The organism is Allomuricauda sp. CAU 1633 (assembly GCF_017313225.1).
In the GTDB taxonomy this organism is placed as follows: Bacteria; Bacteroidota; Bacteroidia; order Flavobacteriales; family Flavobacteriaceae; genus Flagellimonas.
The window spans coordinates 117714-136724 of sequence record NZ_JAFLNE010000003.1 but is presented as its reverse complement, the minus strand read 5'-3'; the positions used below and the strand labels follow the sequence as shown (position 1 = coordinate 136724).

The window sequence follows — 19011 nt, the reverse complement described above, 5'->3', positions numbered from 1 at the left end:
AAAATTTTATGGACATTGGTTTTTTGGATGTTTTAGTATTTATTCTGGTATTTCAAAGTATCGGCTTCATTGGTTTTTTGTTCTACACGGACAGGGGGAATAGAGGTTGTAATCTATTGATTGGTGTGTTTCAATTGATTTTGGTAATCCGAATAGTATCCTATTACCTTCTTAACCCAGAGCATGTTCTTTTTGGATTTAGTTATGCACTGGCTTTTGCTTACGGACCAGTGCTATTCATCTTTTTTAAGACCTTATTGGAGGGGAAAGCATATGCCTATGGGGATTATTGGAAACACTTTCTTCCCTTCCTATTTTTTTGGGGAACATATCCTTTTTTCTATAAAAGAATTTATCTGTTCGAATTCATGATTGCCATAAGCATATGGAGCTATCATGTTTTAACAATCGTCTATTTTCTAAAAAGTAAGAGAAATAGAAATATGGATATGTCACATGTCAATTATAAATGGGTGACTTACTTTATGGTATTGTTGACACTACTGTTTTCCACTGCGGGTTTGATTACTTTCTTTATGGTTTCTGGTAACCTTCCAGCAATAAGGTTTGTTTTTGGATTGCAAATGTTTGCACATATATTGATCATCAATTTTTTTCTTTTCCATGGACTATCTTTTGGGAAAAGCTTCTTGGGGTATAACGGGATTCATAATAGGAATACCATACCAAATAAACCAGTTTTGAGCAAAGAAGAGTTGGATTATTATGCCTGTATCATTAAGTCTTCCATGGAGAAGGAGAGGATTTTTCTAGATCCGGAATTGAGTTTGATTTCTATATCACAAAGACTATCCATAGGCCCCAACATTTTATCTAGGGTCATACATCAAAAGTTCAACACAAACTTTTCAGACTTTGTCAATAACTATAGAGTGAATCATGCAAAAACCTTATTGAATACTTCCAATACAATATCCAAGAATGTTTCAGAAGTTATGTTTGAATCTGGATTTAATTCCAAGTCCACATTTTATAGGCATTTCAAGGACAAAACAGGAATATCCCCCAAGGAGTATCGTTTTGCACATGATAAGTAGGTTTTGATAATGTATTGACAGAAAACCTAAACTTAGAAAGGATAATTGATTCCGATATTGAAGACAGCTTTTCTGAAATTGAAATCACTGAACCACCGATCAGAGCCCACTTCAGCGGGATTGTAGGTCTTAAAGCCAACATCCAGCCTAAAGACAAAATAGGTGAAATCATATCGCAGTCCCATTCCTGAGCCCAAGGCTAAGTCGGCCAAGGAGGAAAAGTTGGTAAATATGGCATCGGGGTTCTTTTCACTGTCAAATACGTTCCAAATATTGCCAGCATCGGCAAAAAGGGCCCCTTTTACATCACCGGCAATGGGAAAACGATACTCCAGATTAAAGGCGAGCTTTAGGTTGGCCTCGTTGAAATCGTTGATGTTGTTGGTTTTTCCAGGTCCCAATTCGTAAGCATTCCAAGCCCTATTGTCGTTGGAACCCCCAGCAAAGTAACTTCGTACAAAGGGGATGTTGTCGGAATTTCCGTAGGGTACGGCCATGCCCATGAAGCTGCGAAAGGCCAGTACTTGGGAATCTCCTACCTGCCAGTGTCTTACATAATCGAACTCGGCTTTTATATATTGGGAAAAGGGGACTCCAAAAACCAAGAGTTGACCATCATCATTTTCATTGTACGGTACAACATTGGCTATAAGTGAAAGTAGGTTCCCTGCACTTTCCAGTTTTATCCTATACTGGTAAAAGTCTAGATCATTGATGTCTGACCTGCTGTTTTTAGTATGGGCAAAGTTGGTGGCAAAGATGAGGTTATTCTCGGTAAGACGCCTTCTTCGTTCCTCGATGCTGTTCACTTCTTCGAGTTGCTCTTGGGACACAGGAATTTCATTGTTCAGAACAGCTTGGGCGAAACCATTGGCGCCTTCGGGGATGATCAATCGCAAAGGGTCTGCTTCATTGTTCGAATCTTCAAAAAACGAAGCATATTGGGGATCGTCCTGAAAATCGTCCGCAACATCATCCAAATTGGCAAAAGTGTTTCGGTATACATTATAGAAATTATCCGGATTTACATTCCTCACAAACTCTACATTCAACAATTCCAGATTATTTCTTAATCGTGTTGAGGGAGACCAGTTATAGGAGAGTATGGAATTCAAGGATTGTTTGTCCAAGCCAATGTTTCGCTGAAAGTTGGTACCCGCCAACAACCTACTTTGGGGCAACATATAATGGGGAATGATTCTTTCCGTGTTAAAGGGCAGCCAGATTCTGGGAAAGGTAATATTTACATCACCACCAAGTTCCGAGGTAAAGGTCTCATTAGAGAGAGAGGCATCGCTCAATAGACCAATGGACCCCCTTGCAGAAATGTTCAGGGTTTCGGCTCCACCGAAAACATTTCGTGTAATCACGGATGTACTGAACGCAGTCCCCACTTGCTGAATGTTAGAGTGGGTCACATCAAAATTCATGTTCAGTGAAAATTTGGGCCTAGGGGCCAGATAGATGTTTGAGATCAACTGTGCTTTGGTTGTATCCGGGATAAATTCAATGTTGGGGTATTTAAAGGTATTCAGGTTGGTAATCTGTCGATAGGTTCGGATTCTGTCAATATCCCTATAAATACTATCTTTTTCAAAGAAAATAGCATCTGTAAGGGCCTTAGGTCTGTACTTAAGCTCGTCTTTGTAGTAAATGGTATAGTTTTCGTATTCCAAAGAATTCAAGGAGTCCGTTTCGTCTCCGAACACATAATCAGAATAAATATTGATTTTTTTAAGGCGATGGATGCGATACGGGTCAGCTATATCTGTACTATCTGCGGAACTCCTAAATTTTCTTATGTTGAGCTGTACGTCCATCAACTGGTCATCCGATGCCAGTGTGGTATCCCTTAATATATTATAGTTGATGGAACTTTCCTGAAAGTTGTACACCCCAGAGTTTCGGAATATGGTAGTGAGTCGCTCTCGTTCCAAGGTAAAGTTGTCCAGATCAAATTGTTCTCCTTTTTTTACAAACGAGCCCCTAGAAGAAGCATCGTAAATGGAATCCAGTTCTGGAGAGGTAATGTTTTTTTGAACGGTATCTATGATAAAAGGCTTTCCCAGATTCACTTTATAGTCCAGTTCAGCTCTTTTTTTTCTTTTTCCATCAACAATGGTATATGCAGCCGAGTTGTTGAAATAGCCCTTGCTGTTATAATAGGCCTCCAATCGATTTGTGGATTTATTGGTGAGAGCGGTATCTATGATTACGGGAGCTTCTCCAATTCTTTCCAAGAATTCGCTGAATCCTTTCACGATAAAGGACTCTTGGAGTCTGTTCACCTGTTTTTTGGAAAGTAAGTTGTTGAGTCTTTTTTCCCGCTTTTCCTTTCGGTGCAACCAATTCTGAAAAGAAGAATCTGGATTTTCCTTGGCCAAATTGTATAGATTCAATCGAAGGGGATATCCCAGGACACTGCTGTTGGGCTTTTGTGAGATAAGGCCTTTGATTTCACTGTCCGTAACCTTTTCATCATCTACGTAGATGGTGTTCTTGGTGAGCAATAACTCATCCTCACCAACCTTTTTAAGGGTGTTGCAACCAGCAGTGGTCAATATAAGCAACAATAATCCTATTTTTGCCCAGTTGCACAATAGACGTAAAGAACCCTTCATAGACGCCAAAAATACACGATTTAGATGGTTACGAAAAACCAAATTAAACTAGTTGTTAGCCTAAAGCAAAAAAAGTACCGATCTCAACATGGACTGTTTGTAGTGGAGGGGCAAAAGACGGTCAACGAGTTGCTGCAATGCGGTTTAAAACCCTATAAATTGTTTGTTGATGATTCACATAATCCCCATGATTTTGCAGGATTTGAGCTTGTTTCCAAAACCCTGTTAAAGCAAATGAGCAGTCTGGCCAACCCCAGTGGGGTGTTGGGGGTTTTTTATATACCCGATCCAAAAAAGATGGAAGAGTCTGATTGGATTGTGGCCTTGGATGCCATCCGGGATCCTGGAAATTTAGGCACCATCATAAGATTGTGCGATTGGTTTGGAGTAAAACATTTGGTATGTTCCGAAGATACGGTGGACTGCTACAATCCAAAGGTATTGCAAGCCACCATGGGATCCATTGCCAGGGTAAATATGATGTACACCAACCTTCAAAATTTTTTAGGGAAAACAAAATTGCCCGTTTATGGCACTTTTATGGACGGAGAACCCGTGTATGACAAAAAACTTCCTCTAGGCGGAATTTTGGTAATGGGCAATGAGGCTAACGGGATTTCCAATGAGATTAGTGGGTTCATCACGGAACGCATTTCAATACCTCAATTTGGAGAAGCCACGGCGGAGAGCCTTAATGTGGCCACGGCAACGGCTATTCTTCTGAATGAAATTAGAAGGTAGGTTTTGGGAACATTGGTTCACTTAATTGATCTTCAAGTGTAATTTTTTTTTTGACCTATTTTGTACTGGGCCACTTCCATGCTGATCTGATAATGAGCAATAGCAAAATCAATTCCAATAGCTCATAAAGCCGCCAATAAAACCATGCGTCTTGCTCGCCTATGAATTGTGTGCCGACAAGTACAAAAATATGGAATATGCCTACGATGATGTTCGCAAGGCGATTTGCTCTGGCCTTTAAGGTTACACAAAGTAATACCATAAGGCCGGGAAGTGCCATTAGAATGGCCGCTCCAAATAGAATCGGCTGTGTAAAACGCATCCCTTGCGAGTATCCTTCTGCGAGTTCTGCGACATGGCCCGGTTGATACAAAGACAATATATCGTTATAGATATATAAGAACATTAATGCTATCCAAAAAACAGCTAGTTTGGTCTTTACATTTGTCTTGGGATCCACTAACATTTGAGTATTCTTTTGTTGTTAGTTATTTGAACTTTGAGCCAACAATTTTACTCAAAAGTAAAATTGATAAAAATACCACGGGTTCGCATGGCGTTGATATTCCCGGTCCAGGGACTATTGGGATCATCATCAGGAACCAATTCATCCGAAAGGGCAAAAACACCTCGAATGGAGGGGGTGAACTTAAAGTATTCCGTATAAAAATCGATGCCAAAGCCCAATTCATAACCATAAACGTTCTTTTTCATCCGAAATTCACCACTGCTGTTATCGTCCAAGCTGTCTTCTTTGCTTCCCAAATTCATAGAAGTGTACACCCCGCCAATGATAAAAGGTTTCCAGTTACCAAAACGCTTGGTACTGGCTTTTAGGAGCAAAGGAAATCTAATGTAGGTGGAGCGTACTTCCCTAAGGGCATCAGCTTCATCGGTAAAACCGGGAAATCCCAAAGTTCTGGCTGTGTAGAGCAGTCCGGGCTCAAAACGGGCATCCAAAAATTCATTGATGCGCAATTCGCCTATCAATCCTACATTGAATCCAAAACTTTTATCGACCAAAACATCCCTGCCAATATCGTTTTTGTATTCAAATTGAAAATCGTATTGGTTAAAACCTAGATAATAGCCCCAATTCAAGAATCTCTTGTCCTCGGTCTGAAGATTCAGGATTTGGTCATCGGTAAACTGCGCCAAGGAAGTTGAGCATGCCAGTACTAGCAGACTGAACAGAAGAAAAACGTTTTTCATTAAACTATTTTGTCGCGACATAAATGGAGGCCACTCCAAATGTCTGGGGTTTGTTCTCTATTCCTATAAACCCAATTTTGGCCAAAATATTGTTGAAAGCCTCGCCGTGAGGGAAAACTGATGCGGATTCACTCAAATAGGCGTAGGCCGAACGGTCTTTGGAAAAAATTTTCCCGATGGTAGGAAGGATATAATTGCAGTAGAGGCGATACCCTTGTTTAAAAGGGAACTTTGTGGGCACTGAAGTTTCCAAGACCATAAAAGTGCCTCCCGGCTTTAGGACCCTGTAGATTTCGGCAAGCCCTTTTTCCAGATTTTCAAAATTCCGAACCCCAAAGCCCACGGTAATGGCATCAAACGAATTGTCTTCAAAAGGCAGGTCTTCGCTATCACCCACTACCATTTCTATGGTGTTTTGTAGATTTTTGTCCAATATCTTTTCCTTGCCCACTTCCAGCATACCAGGGGAAATGTCCAATCCGATAATTTTTTCAGCACCCGTTTTGGTCATGGCTATGGCCAAATCACCCGTACCAGTTGCAATATCCAAGATAGTTTTGGGTGCTTTTTTCTTGAGGAGATTCACCATGCGCTTACGCCATTTAAGATCTATTCCAAAAGAAATGACCCTGTTGAGCCCGTCATAGTTTTTGGAAATGGTATCGAACATCTGGCGAACCTGCTCCTTTTTTCCTAGTTGTGATTCCTTATAGGGCGTAACTTTTTTTGACATGGGTTGAATTTGGGAGCAAATATACAATTTAGCAATATGGCAGGTGTACAAAAATATTTGTGTAATTTTGCCCAGCAACGGGGGAACCTTCCCGTATGTTGTTAAAAATATGTCATTTAGACCACGGTCACTATTCTTTTTATCATTTGTAGCGCGCAAATTGAATATATTCAAGAACACATCTTATTTTAATCGATGAAAATCATAATTGCAGGAGCTGGTGAGGTAGGCTTTCATTTGGCAAAACTATTGTCTTATGAAGCACAGGATATTACATTGATCGATACAGACAAAGAAAGTTTGGCGTATGCAGATACTCATTTGGATATTAGGGTGCTTCGCGGTGATGCCACTTCCATACAAGTATTGCGGGAAGCCCGGGTGGAATCCTCGGAACTGGTGATTGGGGTAACGGCCTCGGAAACCACTAATCTTACCCTTTGCTTTTTGGCCAAGCAGCTGGGGTGTAAGCGTACCATAGCCCGAATTTCAAATACTGAGTTTATGGATAACCGTGAGTCCTTGCGGTTTGAGGATTTGGGCGTGGATGAATTAATTTCCCCAGAACGATTGGCTGCTATGGAAATCCAGTTGATGCTCAACCAATCCGCATTTAACGATACGTACGAGTTTGAGGGTGGATTGTTGACCATGTTCGGCGTTATTCTACCCAGAACGGCCCCATTTGTGGGTAAAATGGTGAAGGAAGCCGCGCAGATTTTTCCGGAACTCCACTTTATGCCCATCGCCCTACAACGTATGGGAACGCAATATACATTGATTCCCAGGGGGGATACCGTATTCAAGGAAGGGGATCAAGTGTATTTTATTACTTCGGATAAGGGGGTGGAAGAATTGTATAAGCTTACGGGCATGCAGAAACAGGATATTAAGAATGTTATGGTGCTCGGTGGAAGTAAAGTAGGATTTAAAACGGCCCGAGACCTTTGTAACAAACGATTCAATGTAAAGCTCATCGAGAAAAATAAGGAAAAGGCCTTTGATATTGCAGACGAATTACCCCATGCCTTGGTCATAAACGGTGATGGAAGAAATGTGGAGCTGCTGGAAGAGGAGAATCTGGAATCTATGGATGCATTCATTGCCGTTACGGGAAATTCCGAGACCAATATTATGTCCTGTTTGGTGGCCAAGTCCAAAAAAATTAAAAAGACCATCGCCTTGGTGGAGAACATGGATTATTTTCAGCTGTCGCATTCCATTGGGGTGGATACGCTAATAAATAAAAAACTACTTGCAGCAAATAGTATTTTCCGATATATCCGAAAAGGGGAGGTGTTGGCCTTAACTCGATTGAACAACCTCAATGCAGAGATTTTAGAGTTTGAAGTGAAGGCATCCTCGTTGGTCAATGGCGAAATCATTAGGGAATTAAACTTTCCCAGAGAGGCCAGTATTGGAGGTGTCATCAGAAATGGAGAAGGAATCATCGCTCTTGGGGACTTTAGGATTACCGAAGGTGATAAAGTGGTGGTCTGTTGTTTGCCCAAAGCTATCCCAAGGATAGAAAAGTTGTTCCTGTAATGAGACTCAATACTCGAATCATTATCCATATTCTGGGACTGTTGCTATTGTGCAATGGCTCATTTATGCTTTTGGCCGCTGTTGCCAGTGGCATTTATAAGGATGGTGCTACTTTGGACATAGCTCTTGCAGCCATTGTAACCATGCTTTTTGGGATGATGGCCATGTTCTACACACGTGGACACAAAAAAGAAGTAAAGCGCAGGGAAGGGTATATCGTGGTCACTTTTGGGTGGATTGTGATGTCCATTTCAGGGATGTTGCCCTATCTGTTTTCTGGGTCAATTCCCTCTATTACAGATGCTTTTTTTGAGACCATTTCCGGATATACCACCACAGGAGCATCTATTTTAAATGATATAGAATCCCTTCCCAAAGGGATTTTGCTTTGGCGCAGTCTAACTCACTGGATTGGGGGAATGGGTATTATTGTGTTGGCCATTGCCATATTACCATTGTTGGGTATTGGAGGGATGCAGTTGTTTGCCGCCGAAGCTCCGGGCCCCGGGGGGGATAAATTGCACCCTAGGATTACAGACACGGCTAAGCGCTTATGGCTGATTTATTTTGGGTATACTGTAGTGGAGACTTTGTTGCTGAAATTGGCAGGAATGACTTTTTTTGATGCCATTAACCATTCTTTGGCTACCATGTCCACTGGAGGTTTTTCCACCAAGAATGCCAGTTTAGCCTATTGGAACAACCAACCGATAATTCAATACATCACCATTGTTTTTATGTTTTTGGCAGGGAGCAATTTTGTACTGAGCTACTTTGCCTTTACAAAACGGGTGCAACGTATTTTAAACGATGAGGAGTTCAAGTATTATTTGGGGTTTATAGTAATCTTTTCCATACTGGTTGCCCTAGGTATATACCATAAGTCCAATGTAGAGGTGTCCGAATTTCACCCCATGGTTTGGGGTGAGGCGGAAAGTGCCTTTCGGCATGCTCTTTTTCAAGTGGTAGCTGTAATTACCACAACGGGTTTTGTAACAGCCGATTTTACCTCATGGACACCCTTTTTGACTGTATTTTTCTTTGGATTGATGTTTTTGGGGGGCTCTGCGGGATCAACAGCAGGGGGAATCAAAGTAATGCGTCACTTGATCATTATCAAAAACGGTATTTTGGAATTTAAACGAACCCTGCACCCCAATGCGATCATTCCTGTTCGATATAACCAAAAGACGGTTACCGAGCATATCGTGTACAATGTAATCGCTTTTTTTGTGCTGTATATGCTCTTGTTTATTATTGGGTCTTTGGTGTTGGGGTTCTTGGGACTTGATTTTATTTCTGCTGTGGGTGGTGCGGCTTCATCTCTGGGTAATGTAGGTCCGGCTTTTGGTAGTTTAAACCCGGTTAGCAATTATGATAGCCTCCCTGATGCTGGAAAGTGGTGGTGCGGATTCCTGATGTTATTGGGACGTTTGGAACTCTTTACCGTACTGATTCTTCTTACTCCATACTTCTGGAAGAAGACATAAAAAAACCTCCTAACATGTTTCATGTAGGAGGCTCTCTTTTTATAAGATATAGTTTTAAACTACCGCCTTAATTTGAGCAATGGCATCCCTAAGTTCTTTTTCTGAAGCAGCATACGAAATTCGAATGCAATTTGGGTTTCCAAAAGCTTCTCCGGTTACTGTCGCCACATTGGCATGCTCCAAAAGATAAAGTGCAAAATCTGATGCATTGTTAATCGTAACCCCGTTCAAGGTCTTTCCAAAGAAAGCCGAGATATCTGGAAATACATAGAACGCACCTTCGGGAACATTGAGGTTAAACCCTTCAATCTCTCCCAACAATTGCAACACCAAGTCCCTTCTTTGATGGAACTCATCAATCATGAACTTAATTTTGCTCACAGGTGCTTCCAAAGCTGTAATCACAGCTCGCTGTGCAATGGCGTTGGCACCACTGGTCACTTGTCCTTGTAATTTGGTACAGCCTTTGGCAATCCATTCAGGAGCACCAATATATCCAATACGCCATCCAGTCATAGCAAACGCTTTGGATACACCATTTACCGTAACGGTTCTGTCGTACATGCCATCAATTCCAGCAATACTGGTGTGACCACCTTCGGTAAAGTTGATATGCTCGTAGATTTCGTCGGAAACCACGTAAATGTCTGGGTGTTTTTTTAAAACCTCGGCCAGACCTTCCAATTCAGCTTGACTGTACACCGAACCACTGGGGTTACAGGGCGAACTGAACCAAATCATTCGGGTTTTAGGGGTAATGGCGGCCTCCAATTGTTGTGGGGTCATTTTAAAATCGGTATCGATACCGGTTTTTACTTCAACAGGAACCCCTTCGGCCAATTTTACAATGTCGCTATAGCTTACCCAATACGGAGCGGGTAGGATAACCTCATCACCGGGGTTCAATACTACCATGGCCACATTGAAAAGGGATTGCTTGGCTCCAGAGGACACCACAATTTGACTGGGACCATAGTCCAGGTTATTGTCTCGCTTAAATTTAAGCGTAATGGCCTTCTTCAACTCGGCATACCCATCAACTGGGGTATAGCTACTGTAATTATCATCAATGGCCTGCTTGGCGGCCTCTTTTATAAAATCAGGAATATTAAAGTCGGGCTCCCCCAAACTTAGTCCAATAATATCCTTTCCTTCATTCCGTAACTCCCTGGCTTTGGCAGCCATGGCCAAAGTTGCTGACGTGGACATGTTCTGAATCCTGTCAGATAAATGGTTGCTCATTGATTTTGCTATTTTACTAGTACTGAAGTGCTGGGTTTTTTCCCAATTCCTTCAAATGTTTGAAGTGCGAAATTATAGCTTTTCTGGTAGTTTTATACTCGTTGTAAGGCAAATTAAATTCCCTTGCCGTCTGTTTCACAATTTTGGAAATTTTTGTGTAGTGTATGTGGCTGATGTTTGGGAAAATATGGTGCTCTACCTGATGGTTAAGCCCTCCTGTAAACCAGTTTACAATCTTGTTTTTTGTGCCAAAATTCACGGTAGTGAACAGTTGGTGTATGGCCCACGTATTTTTCATATTGCCAGCTTCATCAGGCAAAGGTTGTTCGGCATCGTCCACTATATGTGCCAATTGGAATACGACGCTCAAGATGACCCCAGCCACGTAGTGCATAATAAAGAAGCCCAAAAGTACCTGCCACCATGCTACACCCCCAAAAATCATGGGAAGTGCAATCCAAATGATCAAATAGATGATTTTGGTAATCACTAAAGTACTCCAGTTGATAACTGGATTGGGCAGTTTTCCGTAACTTAATTTACGCTTCATATAGCGATACATCTGTTGGAAATCTGTAGTGATAGCCCAATTGAAGGTGAGCAATCCGTAAAGAAAAATGGAATAATAGTGTTGGAATCTATGATGTTTTTGCCATTCGGCATGTTTTGAGAAACGCAAAATCCTACCAGCTTCCATGTCTTCATCATGTTCGTGGATATTGGTGTAGGTATGGTGCAAAACATTGTGTTGAACCTGCCAGTTGTATACATTTCCGGCCAAAATATAGATACTACTACCCATTAATTTATTCACCCATTTTTTATTTGAATAGGCGCCGTGATTGCCATCATGCATCACGTTCATGCCCACACCGGCCATTCCCACTCCCATGGTGATGGAAAGCAAAAGATAGGCCCAAAAGGGAAGGTGAAGGGTTAAAATCAAAAAATAGGGGGTCAAAAAGATGGCAAACATCACTATCGTTTTCAAGTGAAGTTTCCAATTGCCGGTTTTCTTTATTTCATTTTCGTTGAAGTATTCGTTTACTCTTTTGTTCAGGGTTCTAAAAAACTGCGCTGAATCTTTTCTTGAAAACCGGATGGTACTCTTATCCATAAAAAAAATTTTTACAAAGGTAGCCAAAAAGCACCTTTTACAGTTACACCTACTTGTTAGAACGGTGTTAACGTGTTTAAAAGTATTAATTTTACCAAAATTAACAGCCTGCAGATGAATGCCGATTTGATTTTCAATTATTTTACAACGCTCACTGACGTGCAAAAACAACACTTTAGGGGTTTGGAAGCGTTATATCAGGACTGGAACCAGAAAATAAATGTGGTGTCCAGAAAAGATATTGATGAACTTTATCTACGGCATGTACTTCATTCTTTGGGAATTGCAAAAATTCAGTCGTTCAATGAAGGTGCAGAAATCCTTGATGTGGGAACCGGAGGTGGTTTTCCGGGAATTCCGCTGGCCATACTATTTCCAGAGGTGCATTTTACTCTTGTGGATGCCATCGGAAAAAAGGTGAAAGTGGTCCAAGAAGTAGTGGATGGGTTAAAATTGGACAATGTAACCGCTCTGCATTCCAGAGTGGAGGATATTGATGGAGAGTTTGATTTTATTGTGAGTCGTGCCGTAGCCGCAATGCCCACCTTTGTGCATTGGACCCGGGGAAAAATAAAAAAGGACCCCGCCCATGAACGTAAAAATGGTATTTTTTACCTAAAGGGCGGCGACCTTACCGAAGAATTAAAGGATTATAAAACCGTTCAGATCTTCGATTTAAAAGACTATTTTAAGGAGGATTTCTTTGAGACCAAAAAGGTGGTCTATCTGCCCCAGAAATTTCGGGGTTGATCTATATTTAGGTGTTCAGCATCCTATAATAGACCCCTCTGCACTTTCTGGAATACGTTTTGGCATACTGCCATTTCTCGTTCAACCACTTGGTCACTTTCCCCCAAACATTATCTCGCTCTTTCATTGTAAATGGGTTTTAATGTGTAAAGGTAAACAGATTACGTTCAGTTTACAATTAATTAACGTTAAATTTACATAAAGATTGCGCTGAAGTGTGCCTAATCTATGACAGGTTTCGCATTTAGAATTGATTTAATTACGTAAATAGTTGAAAATAAACAAATTTTATTCAAAAATCCCAATCTGTGCCAGCCAAGGTTTTATATACGAGAGAAGGTCATAACGCTCGTTGCTTTGGGTATTTAGAAAGTTATGGTCTCCATTAGGAAGGCTTACCACCTGAAAATTGGACCGGTTCAAACGGTTTAATTCTTCAATCGAGGCCTCAACGGGTATTACAGGGTCATTGGTGCCAAAGAACCAGAGTGTCTGTGTTTCCAGTTGTTCTAAAATATTTCTAGGGTCAAATCCTTTTTCACCATCAAAATTACCGAGCCTTTCGTGGGCTTCTGCAATGGATATCCCATTTTCATCCCCATCTCCAGTTAATTGACTAAAATAGTGCTCTTCCCCAGCGGAAACTGATACACCTTCACCTATGATCATAAAATCTATATCCAGGCTCTTTGAAGCCGCTAAGGGCATGATCCATCCAGCCTGACTTCCTCCAAAGAGGCCCAGTTTGGCTTGTTGGAGTTCTGGTTTCTTTTTTAACCAGTTCACACAGGCCAGAACATCAGCAGCAAGTAGATTGAACCAAGGTTCACTACGGGAAACGGTAAAATATTCGTAAGTACCACCCGATTCGCCAACCCCTCTTTTATCAAACGCCAATACCGCCATTCCTAACTGGGTGCCCAGTTTAGTGTAGAAGCCCACATCTTCATATGTGGAAGGGGCCGACCCATGTACAATGACTAAAACCCCTTTTATGTTTTCGGTATGCAATGGGGAATAGTAAGCAGCATTGAGTTCAATTGTATCACTTGGTATGCGAACTGCTTCTTTCTGATACCCTATATATTCACTGTGTTGATTAGTAATGAGTTCCATGCCGCAAACGGGGCAGGTCCCTGGCAGCGTATAACGCTCTTTATGGCAATCTGATGCGCAGGGAGGGCACCGATATTCCTTTTCTTGGCTATGGATACATGAGAAATGGATTAAGAAAATAAGCCCTACAGAGACTAAGTTTCTTAACCTCATAACTTCTGAAACAACTCTCCATCCTCACGAAGCTTAAACCCAATGATTTTATCAGCTTCATTTCTTTGAAAGAAAACAGGGCCATTCCCCACATCCGAAAAAACATCTTGGTTCTCATGGTACACCGGATAGGAAATACCATTGACGTTTGCCATGAGATTACCTTCATTCTCATTAAAGATCAATTTTAATTCTGAGTTATTCTCATATTGATACGTGCCCTCAAAGGCTTTGAAGAAGGAAATGGGTTTCTTCTGTGAATATGGATTGTCCTCTGAAAGTATCAGCCCATCACCCAACTTCCAATTATCATATTCCATATAATAGGCAGTACGCTTGGCCGCATTCAATCCTTGGAGTTTAGCCACCAAATGCAGGGCGCCATCTATTCCGGCCGATATCCCCGCTGTGGTAATGACCTTTCCATTATCCACAAAACGAACATTTTTACGCACATCGATTTTTGGATAGCCGGATTCTAAATTGTCCAGAGCATTATGGAAGGTCGTTGCGGTTTTTCCGTTCAATAATCCTGCTTCGGCTAAGACAAAGGCACCTGTGCAGACTGAAAAGTGATATTGCACATTTTCTTGCCGTTGTACCCAATCAATAACCTTTCGGTTCTGTGAGGCAGCTCCCGAATTCCCTCCAAAAAAGGCCAATATATCCGCCTCCGGGGCATTATCAACGCTATAATCCGGGGTTACAGTAAGTATACCTTGTGATTTTATAGGTGTTTGGGTTGCTGAAACCGTGAACACTTTGTATCCGGCATAGGCAAAAACCTCCATCGGTCCAGCAAAATCTAATACTTCAACCCCATCTTGGAGATAAAAAGCAATGGTTTTTGAGTCGCTTTTTTTGATAAGAACCATATTGCAATGGGAACATACCCCCGGGGCATCGTGTTCAACTTCATCGCATGATGCATTACAGGGTGGACAAATGTAAGTGGTTTCCAAAGGGATGCTGTTTTGAGCCATGGTACAAATAGTGGTTAGGCAGGTAGCCAAAAGAAAAATTAACTTGTTCATTTTTTGATGATTTTGTCAAAAGTACACCTAAGTATAGGGTCCTCAAAGGACAATCATCCGCAGTATTGGGACAATTAATGTTGCCAATTGGATGGGAGGGAGGTAGTATGCTTTTTTAGGAGTGACCGCAGTTGATTGGGACTTTGGAGTCCGCACTCCAGTGCAGTTACACTCACTTTTGACCCAGAACTGAGTAGTTGAACAGCGCGCTCCACTCGAAGCTTTTCCACATATTCCCCAATGGTAATTCCTATTGTTTTTTTGAACAAACGCGTCAGGTTTCGGGGACTCATATGGACATTTTCAGCGAGTTCTTCAATAGTGGTCTTGGTACTGAGGTTTTGTGCCAAGGTGTCCTGAACTTGGTGAATTTGGGTATCGATGTGGTTTCGGTATTGCAAAAATACACTCAGTTGGGGGTCGTTTTCAGTGCGGCGGAGGTAGATTACCACTTCCTTGGCAATTTTGGATGCAAAGACGGGCCCGAAAAGTTCTTCAATCAAAAAAAGCGATAAATCTATTCCTGAAGATACCCCAGCACTGGAATAGAGCGTTCCATCCCTGATGATCAACCTGTCCGATAATACTTTGGCCTTGGGGAATTGGGATTGAAAATGCTCTATGTATTTCCAATGGGTGGTACATTCCTTACCATTCAAAAGTCCGGCGAAACCCAAAAGATATGCCCCAGTGCAAACAGAACAAATTTTGGCACCATTCCCATGTTGTTCCTGAAGCCATTCAAAAAAAGAACGAAACGTTTGTGTGATATTTTCAGCAAACAAGATTTGGACATCCAAACCGGGAAGAAAAAGTAAATCATCTGGTCCTAGAACATGCTTGTGGAATGGGGTTAAATTGCCCAAAGAAATTCCTGCTACGGATTCTTGTTCAACAGCATCGTCTAAACCTAAATAAATGGTTTCAATTTTGGCACCATATTCCTTGGCTTCATAAAATAGATGGGCTGGCCCCGTAATATCCAACAGTTGAACCTCGGGAGGTACTAGAAAAAAGAATCTGAGGTTATCTTTTGTGGGCATGGTTATTTGTATAGTTCGTTTGTGTCCACCTTTGTAATGTCGGTGAACAATTGGTCCATTTTTGCACAAATAGCAGTATAAAACTACTCTCCTTTTTAAATCTCCAACCCTATATACTCACTTATTTTGAATCAAGGGCATTTGCTCCAAGCCCAACAACCCTTCTTGGAGTTGACCAAAATGATTTCTGCTCTTACATAAAAACATCCAAGGTTTATGAGGTCTCTTTTAATGACTTCTGCAAATTTCTAGGGCTTGAATTTGTTACTTATCCTTTAAAAGTTCGAAATTATTATTGCGCTAGGATGATGTATTATCAAAAGCAAAAATCACACCTCTATAAAATTTATATTGAGACATCTCTCCCAATTGTGGCTTTTATGAAAAGCACTTTCTAACAGTTTCCTTTTCTCACCCTTTTTAAATTTACCTTCTACTGTGAAAAAATTTAGCTTTGGGAAATTATTACTTTCCAAAAAAACCATTGGCCACTCAAAGACAGGTCCCTCATCTTCAAGGTCATCCTTTTGAAAACTGATTCTTAGTGTTTCCAATAAAGGCATCTCAGAGGTAAGTATGTTTTCAAAAGTCTGGAGTGAAATGTAATCAATATCTGAACCAACATCATAAAGATCCTTGTCAAACTCAAGGTTTCTAACTTTTGGCAGAGTCATTTTTTTACTCAACTCAAAGTATCCATAAAGTTCTATGCTTTGTAGGTTTGGCATTTTTTCCAAAAGCTTTCCAATATCTCCTAAAGATCCATATACACATTCTGAATTGTGAAATAATTCATGTACTCCTAGCACAATTTCCGTGAGTTGTGGAAAATATCCCCGACTTACTATATCTAGTAATTTTGAATAGTCGTAAGCTGGAAAATCCTCACCCCAGGAAAAGTTGAAGGAAGAATGACCGATAACAAGCCTTTTAGTGAGTTTTGGATATGGCGAATCAATATAGAGTTTCATTAAATCAAGGCAACCATCAGCAAGATAGAACTTAAAGCCATCTAGGTGTTTGGGAAGTTTTTCAAATTTGGATAAAGAGTAAGACTCCCAAGGCTCTACCCCCAAAACACAATATGTAAGATTACCCGATTCAGAATCAGATTCTATTCCTCTCCGGTTTTCCGGTATCTTCAGGATTTCATTTTCAAATTTCTGTCTGGAATCCATTTTAGTAGGAAATTTATAAAAAAGCAGGATCTATGCTACATAACCGCTCCTTATTCATATGGATTATAAATAAGCATGTTTTTGCTGATTTTTCCACTATCGCGGTTCCCTTAATACTATCGGAGGCATAGGGAGGTGGTAATTATGGTTTCTTTGGCGGCCTATGGTAGCATGGCCAATACATAGGGTCTAGGCGTAGACAATTGGTGTTTGTGATACCATAAAAATAGCCGTTATCTCCTCATTTTGGAAATAACGGCCATCAATTTAAGTTACTTCGGGATTATCCCAAGAAAGGGTAACGATAATCCTCTGGTGTTACAAAGGTCTCTTTAATCAATCGTGGAGAAACCCAGCGCAACAAGTTTTGGGCAGAACCAGCCTTGTCATTGGTGCCTGATGCTCTTGCGCCACCAAAAGGTTGTTGGCCTACAACGGCCCCAGTGGGCTTGTCGTTGATGTAGAAGTTACCGGCGCAATTCTGCAACGCTTGGGTAGCTTCATCAATGGCGTAGCGGTCAGCGGAAAGCACAGCTCCCGTCAATGCGTATTCGGAAGTGCCATCCACCAATTTCAAGGTGTCGGCCCAATCTTTGTCGTCATAAACATATATCGTGACCACGGGACCAAAAAGCTCGGTGCACATGGTCGTGTATTTTGGATCTGTGGTCAAAATCACAGTCGGCTCTACAAAATACCCTACGGATTTGTCATAGTTGCCACCTGCTATGATTTCTGCATTGTCATCCGATTTGGCTTGATCGATGTATTTGGCCAGTTTATCAAAAGAACCTTCGTGGATCACTGCTGTGATAAAGTTGCTCATATCGGCAGGTGATCCCGGTTTATTGAAAGATGCTAAATCAGCCTTTACAAAATCCAAGATTTCATTGGCTGTGGATTTTGGCAAATATACCCGTGATGCCGCGCTACATTTTTGTCCTTGAAGCTCAAAAGCACCCCTAACAATGGCTGTGGACACTTGTTTGGGTTTTGCGGTGGGATGTGCAATGATAAAATCCTTTCCACCAGTTTCCCCAACAATCCTTGGATAGGTTTTATAGTTGTGGATATTGGTTCCGATTTGTTTCCAAAGTTCCTTGAATACAAAAGTGGACCCGGTAAAGTGCAACCCAGAAAAATCTGGACTCGAGAGGACCGTATCCGAAATCATTACAGGATCTCCAGTAATCATGTTGATGACTCCATCGGGAAGACCAGCTTCCTTAAAGACATCCATGATCACCTTGGCAGAGAATACCTGACTATCACTAGGTTTCCAAATGACAACATTACCCATCATGGCCATACAAGAAGGCAAGTTTCCAGCAATGGCCGTAAAGTTAAACGGGGTTATGGCATAGGTGAAACCTTCCAATGGTCTATATTCCACACGATTCCAAATACCTTCGGAGGATTCTGGCTGTTCCGCATAGATTTGCGACATGTATTCCACATTGAACCTCAAAAAATCGATAAGTTCACAGGCAGCATCAATTTCAGCCTGATGGATGGTTTTGGACTGCGCCATCATGGTGGCAGCATTAATTTTTGCCCTATACGGGCCTGCAATGAGGTCGGCTGCTTTTAAAAAAACGGCAGCACGTTGTTCCCAGGTTAAATTGGCCCAAGCCTCTCGGGCTTCCAAACAACTTGAAATTGCCGCTTCAACGTGTTGTTTTTCGGCCAAATGATACTGTCCCACCACATGTTGGTGTTCGTGTGGGGGCGACATTGGTTTGGTGCTTCCTGTTTTAATTTCCTTGGAGCCGATGTAAAGTGGCACCTCAACGTTTCCGTTGTAGTAGGTGTTGTACTGCTCCAGTACTTCTTCGCGTTCTGGTGTGCCGGGGGCATAACTTTTTACCGGTTCGTTATACGCACTCGGGACTTGAAAAAACCCTTTTCCCATAAAAATGTTTAATTTTTGATATTAACAATTCATTCCGTCAAAGGTAAGGAAACAAAGGGCGAACAG

Annotated in this window: 16 protein-coding genes; 5 read left to right on the top strand and 11 right to left on the bottom strand. The window is 41.4% G+C overall.

Annotated features, from left to right (window positions below):
- Positions 1–8: 8 nt before the first annotated feature.
- On the top strand, positions 9–1058 hold the full coding sequence (locus tag J0X14_RS10100) for a helix-turn-helix domain-containing protein (protein ID WP_207097660.1): 1050 nt from the start codon (positions 9–11) through the stop codon (positions 1056–1058).
- A 32-nt stretch (positions 1059–1090) separates the two neighbouring features.
- Here J0X14_RS10100 and J0X14_RS10095 read toward each other — a convergent pair whose 3' ends face one another.
- Positions 1091–3679 (bottom strand): BamA/TamA family outer membrane protein, encoded by a 2589-nt coding sequence (locus J0X14_RS10095; RefSeq protein WP_207098048.1) that lies wholly within the window; start codon positions 3677–3679, stop codon positions 1091–1093.
- Positions 3680–3703: 24 nt separating this feature from the next.
- Between J0X14_RS10095 and J0X14_RS10090 the strand changes: the two genes are divergently transcribed.
- Positions 3704–4420, top strand: a complete 717-nt coding sequence (locus J0X14_RS10090; protein ID WP_207097659.1) for a TrmH family RNA methyltransferase — start codon at positions 3704–3706, stop codon at positions 4418–4420.
- A gap of 55 nt (positions 4421–4475) precedes the next feature.
- Here J0X14_RS10090 and J0X14_RS10085 read toward each other — a convergent pair whose 3' ends face one another.
- Genes J0X14_RS10085 through ubiE form a run of 3 tightly spaced genes read right to left on the bottom strand, consistent with a single transcriptional unit; the run spans position 4476 to position 6365 of the window.
- Positions 4476–4886, bottom strand: a complete 411-nt coding sequence (locus J0X14_RS10085; RefSeq protein ID WP_207097658.1) for a DUF6326 family protein — start codon at positions 4884–4886, stop codon at positions 4476–4478.
- Between the two features lie 47 nt (positions 4887–4933).
- Complete coding sequence (locus tag J0X14_RS10080; protein WP_207097657.1) at positions 4934–5632, bottom strand: porin family protein; 699 nt, start codon at positions 5630–5632, stop codon at positions 4934–4936.
- Between the two features lie 4 nt (positions 5633–5636).
- Complete coding sequence (gene ubiE, locus J0X14_RS10075; RefSeq protein ID WP_207097656.1) at positions 5637–6365, bottom strand: bifunctional demethylmenaquinone methyltransferase/2-methoxy-6-polyprenyl-1,4-benzoquinol methylase UbiE; 729 nt, start codon at positions 6363–6365, stop codon at positions 5637–5639.
- Positions 6366–6560: 195 nt separating this feature from the next.
- Here ubiE and trkA point away from each other — a divergent pair, with 195 nt between their 5' ends.
- Together trkA and J0X14_RS10065 are read left to right on the top strand one after the other, a co-directional pair.
- On the top strand, positions 6561–7910 hold the full coding sequence (gene trkA / locus J0X14_RS10070) for a Trk system potassium transporter TrkA (RefSeq protein ID WP_207097655.1): 1350 nt from the start codon (positions 6561–6563) through the stop codon (positions 7908–7910).
- The gene (locus J0X14_RS10065) at positions 7910–9400 is read left to right on the top strand and encodes a TrkH family potassium uptake protein (RefSeq protein ID WP_207097654.1); all 1491 of its coding nucleotides are present in this window, start codon (positions 7910–7912) and stop codon (positions 9398–9400) included. Before trkA ends, J0X14_RS10065 begins: the two co-directional genes overlap by 1 nt.
- A 54-nt stretch (positions 9401–9454) precedes the next feature.
- Here J0X14_RS10065 and J0X14_RS10060 read toward each other — a convergent pair whose 3' ends face one another.
- Positions 9455–10642 carry a pyridoxal phosphate-dependent aminotransferase gene (locus J0X14_RS10060; protein ID WP_207097653.1) on the bottom strand — a complete coding sequence of 396 codons (1188 nt, stop codon included), beginning with the start codon at positions 10640–10642 and terminating at the stop codon, positions 9455–9457.
- A 16-nt stretch (positions 10643–10658) separates the two neighbouring features.
- On the bottom strand, positions 10659–11759 hold the full coding sequence (locus J0X14_RS10055) for a fatty acid desaturase family protein (protein WP_207097652.1): 1101 nt from the start codon (positions 11757–11759) through the stop codon (positions 10659–10661).
- 114 nt (positions 11760–11873) lie between these two features.
- On the opposite strand from J0X14_RS10055, the gene rsmG reads away from it, so the two are divergent.
- Positions 11874–12509, top strand: coding sequence for a 16S rRNA (guanine(527)-N(7))-methyltransferase RsmG (gene rsmG, locus J0X14_RS10050; protein WP_207097651.1), 636 nt, complete (start codon positions 11874–11876; stop codon positions 12507–12509).
- A 288-nt stretch (positions 12510–12797) separates the two neighbouring features.
- Here the strand turns inward: rsmG and J0X14_RS10045 are convergent, their stop codons facing one another.
- From J0X14_RS10045 to pruA, 5 genes are all read right to left on the bottom strand, one after another.
- Positions 12798–13778 (bottom strand): prolyl oligopeptidase family serine peptidase, encoded by a 981-nt coding sequence (locus J0X14_RS10045; RefSeq protein WP_207097650.1) that lies wholly within the window; start codon positions 13776–13778, stop codon positions 12798–12800.
- On the bottom strand, positions 13775–14812 hold the full coding sequence (locus J0X14_RS10040) for a DJ-1/PfpI family protein (protein WP_207097649.1): 1038 nt from the start codon (positions 14810–14812) through the stop codon (positions 13775–13777). Before J0X14_RS10040 ends, J0X14_RS10045 begins: the two co-directional genes overlap by 4 nt.
- 74 nt (positions 14813–14886) lie before the next feature.
- A complete protein-coding gene (locus J0X14_RS10035; RefSeq protein WP_207097648.1) occupies positions 14887–15855 on the bottom strand; it encodes a GlxA family transcriptional regulator in 969 nt (322 codons plus the stop codon).
- Between the two features lie 329 nt (positions 15856–16184).
- Positions 16185–17033 (bottom strand): hypothetical protein, encoded by an 849-nt coding sequence (locus tag J0X14_RS10030; protein ID WP_207097647.1) that lies wholly within the window; start codon positions 17031–17033, stop codon positions 16185–16187.
- A gap of 283 nt (positions 17034–17316) precedes the next feature.
- Positions 17317–18945 (bottom strand): L-glutamate gamma-semialdehyde dehydrogenase, encoded by a 1629-nt coding sequence (gene pruA, locus J0X14_RS10025; RefSeq protein ID WP_207097646.1) that lies wholly within the window; start codon positions 18943–18945, stop codon positions 17317–17319.
- Between the last annotated feature and the right edge of the window lie 66 nt (positions 18946–19011).

Excerpts from the sequence above, each read along its gene's own strand:
- ubiE (WP_207097656.1), bottom strand. The coding sequence starts at position 6,365 with ATGTCAAAAAAAGTTACGCCCTATAAGGAATCACAACTAGGAAAAAAG.
- J0X14_RS10060 (WP_207097653.1), bottom strand. The coding sequence starts at position 10,642 with ATGAGCAACCATTTATCTGACAGGATTCAGAACATGTCCACGTCAGCA.
- J0X14_RS10080 (WP_207097657.1), bottom strand. The coding sequence starts at position 5,632 with ATGAAAAACGTTTTTCTTCTGTTCAGTCTGCTAGTACTGGCATGCTCA.
- J0X14_RS10090 (WP_207097659.1), top strand. The coding sequence starts at position 3,704 with ATGGTTACGAAAAACCAAATTAAACTAGTTGTTAGCCTAAAGCAAAAA.
- J0X14_RS10085 (WP_207097658.1), bottom strand. The coding sequence starts at position 4,886 with ATGTTAGTGGATCCCAAGACAAATGTAAAGACCAAACTAGCTGTTTTT.
- pruA (WP_207097646.1), bottom strand. The coding sequence starts at position 18,945 with ATGGGAAAAGGGTTTTTTCAAGTCCCGAGTGCGTATAACGAACCGGTA.
- J0X14_RS10055 (WP_207097652.1), bottom strand. The coding sequence starts at position 11,759 with ATGGATAAGAGTACCATCCGGTTTTCAAGAAAAGATTCAGCGCAGTTT.
- J0X14_RS10045 (WP_207097650.1), bottom strand. The coding sequence starts at position 13,778 with ATGAGGTTAAGAAACTTAGTCTCTGTAGGGCTTATTTTCTTAATCCAT.
- J0X14_RS10030 (WP_207097647.1), bottom strand. The coding sequence starts at position 17,033 with ATGGATTCCAGACAGAAATTTGAAAATGAAATCCTGAAGATACCGGAA.
- rsmG (WP_207097651.1), top strand. The coding sequence starts at position 11,874 with ATGAATGCCGATTTGATTTTCAATTATTTTACAACGCTCACTGACGTG.
- J0X14_RS10100 (WP_207097660.1), top strand. The coding sequence starts at position 9 with ATGGACATTGGTTTTTTGGATGTTTTAGTATTTATTCTGGTATTTCAA.
- J0X14_RS10035 (WP_207097648.1), bottom strand. The coding sequence starts at position 15,855 with ATGCCCACAAAAGATAACCTCAGATTCTTTTTTCTAGTACCTCCCGAG.
- J0X14_RS10065 (WP_207097654.1), top strand. The coding sequence starts at position 7,910 with ATGAGACTCAATACTCGAATCATTATCCATATTCTGGGACTGTTGCTA.
- J0X14_RS10040 (WP_207097649.1), bottom strand. The coding sequence starts at position 14,812 with ATGAACAAGTTAATTTTTCTTTTGGCTACCTGCCTAACCACTATTTGT.
- J0X14_RS10095 (WP_207098048.1), bottom strand. The coding sequence starts at position 3,679 with ATGAAGGGTTCTTTACGTCTATTGTGCAACTGGGCAAAAATAGGATTA.
- trkA (WP_207097655.1), top strand. The coding sequence starts at position 6,561 with ATGAAAATCATAATTGCAGGAGCTGGTGAGGTAGGCTTTCATTTGGCA.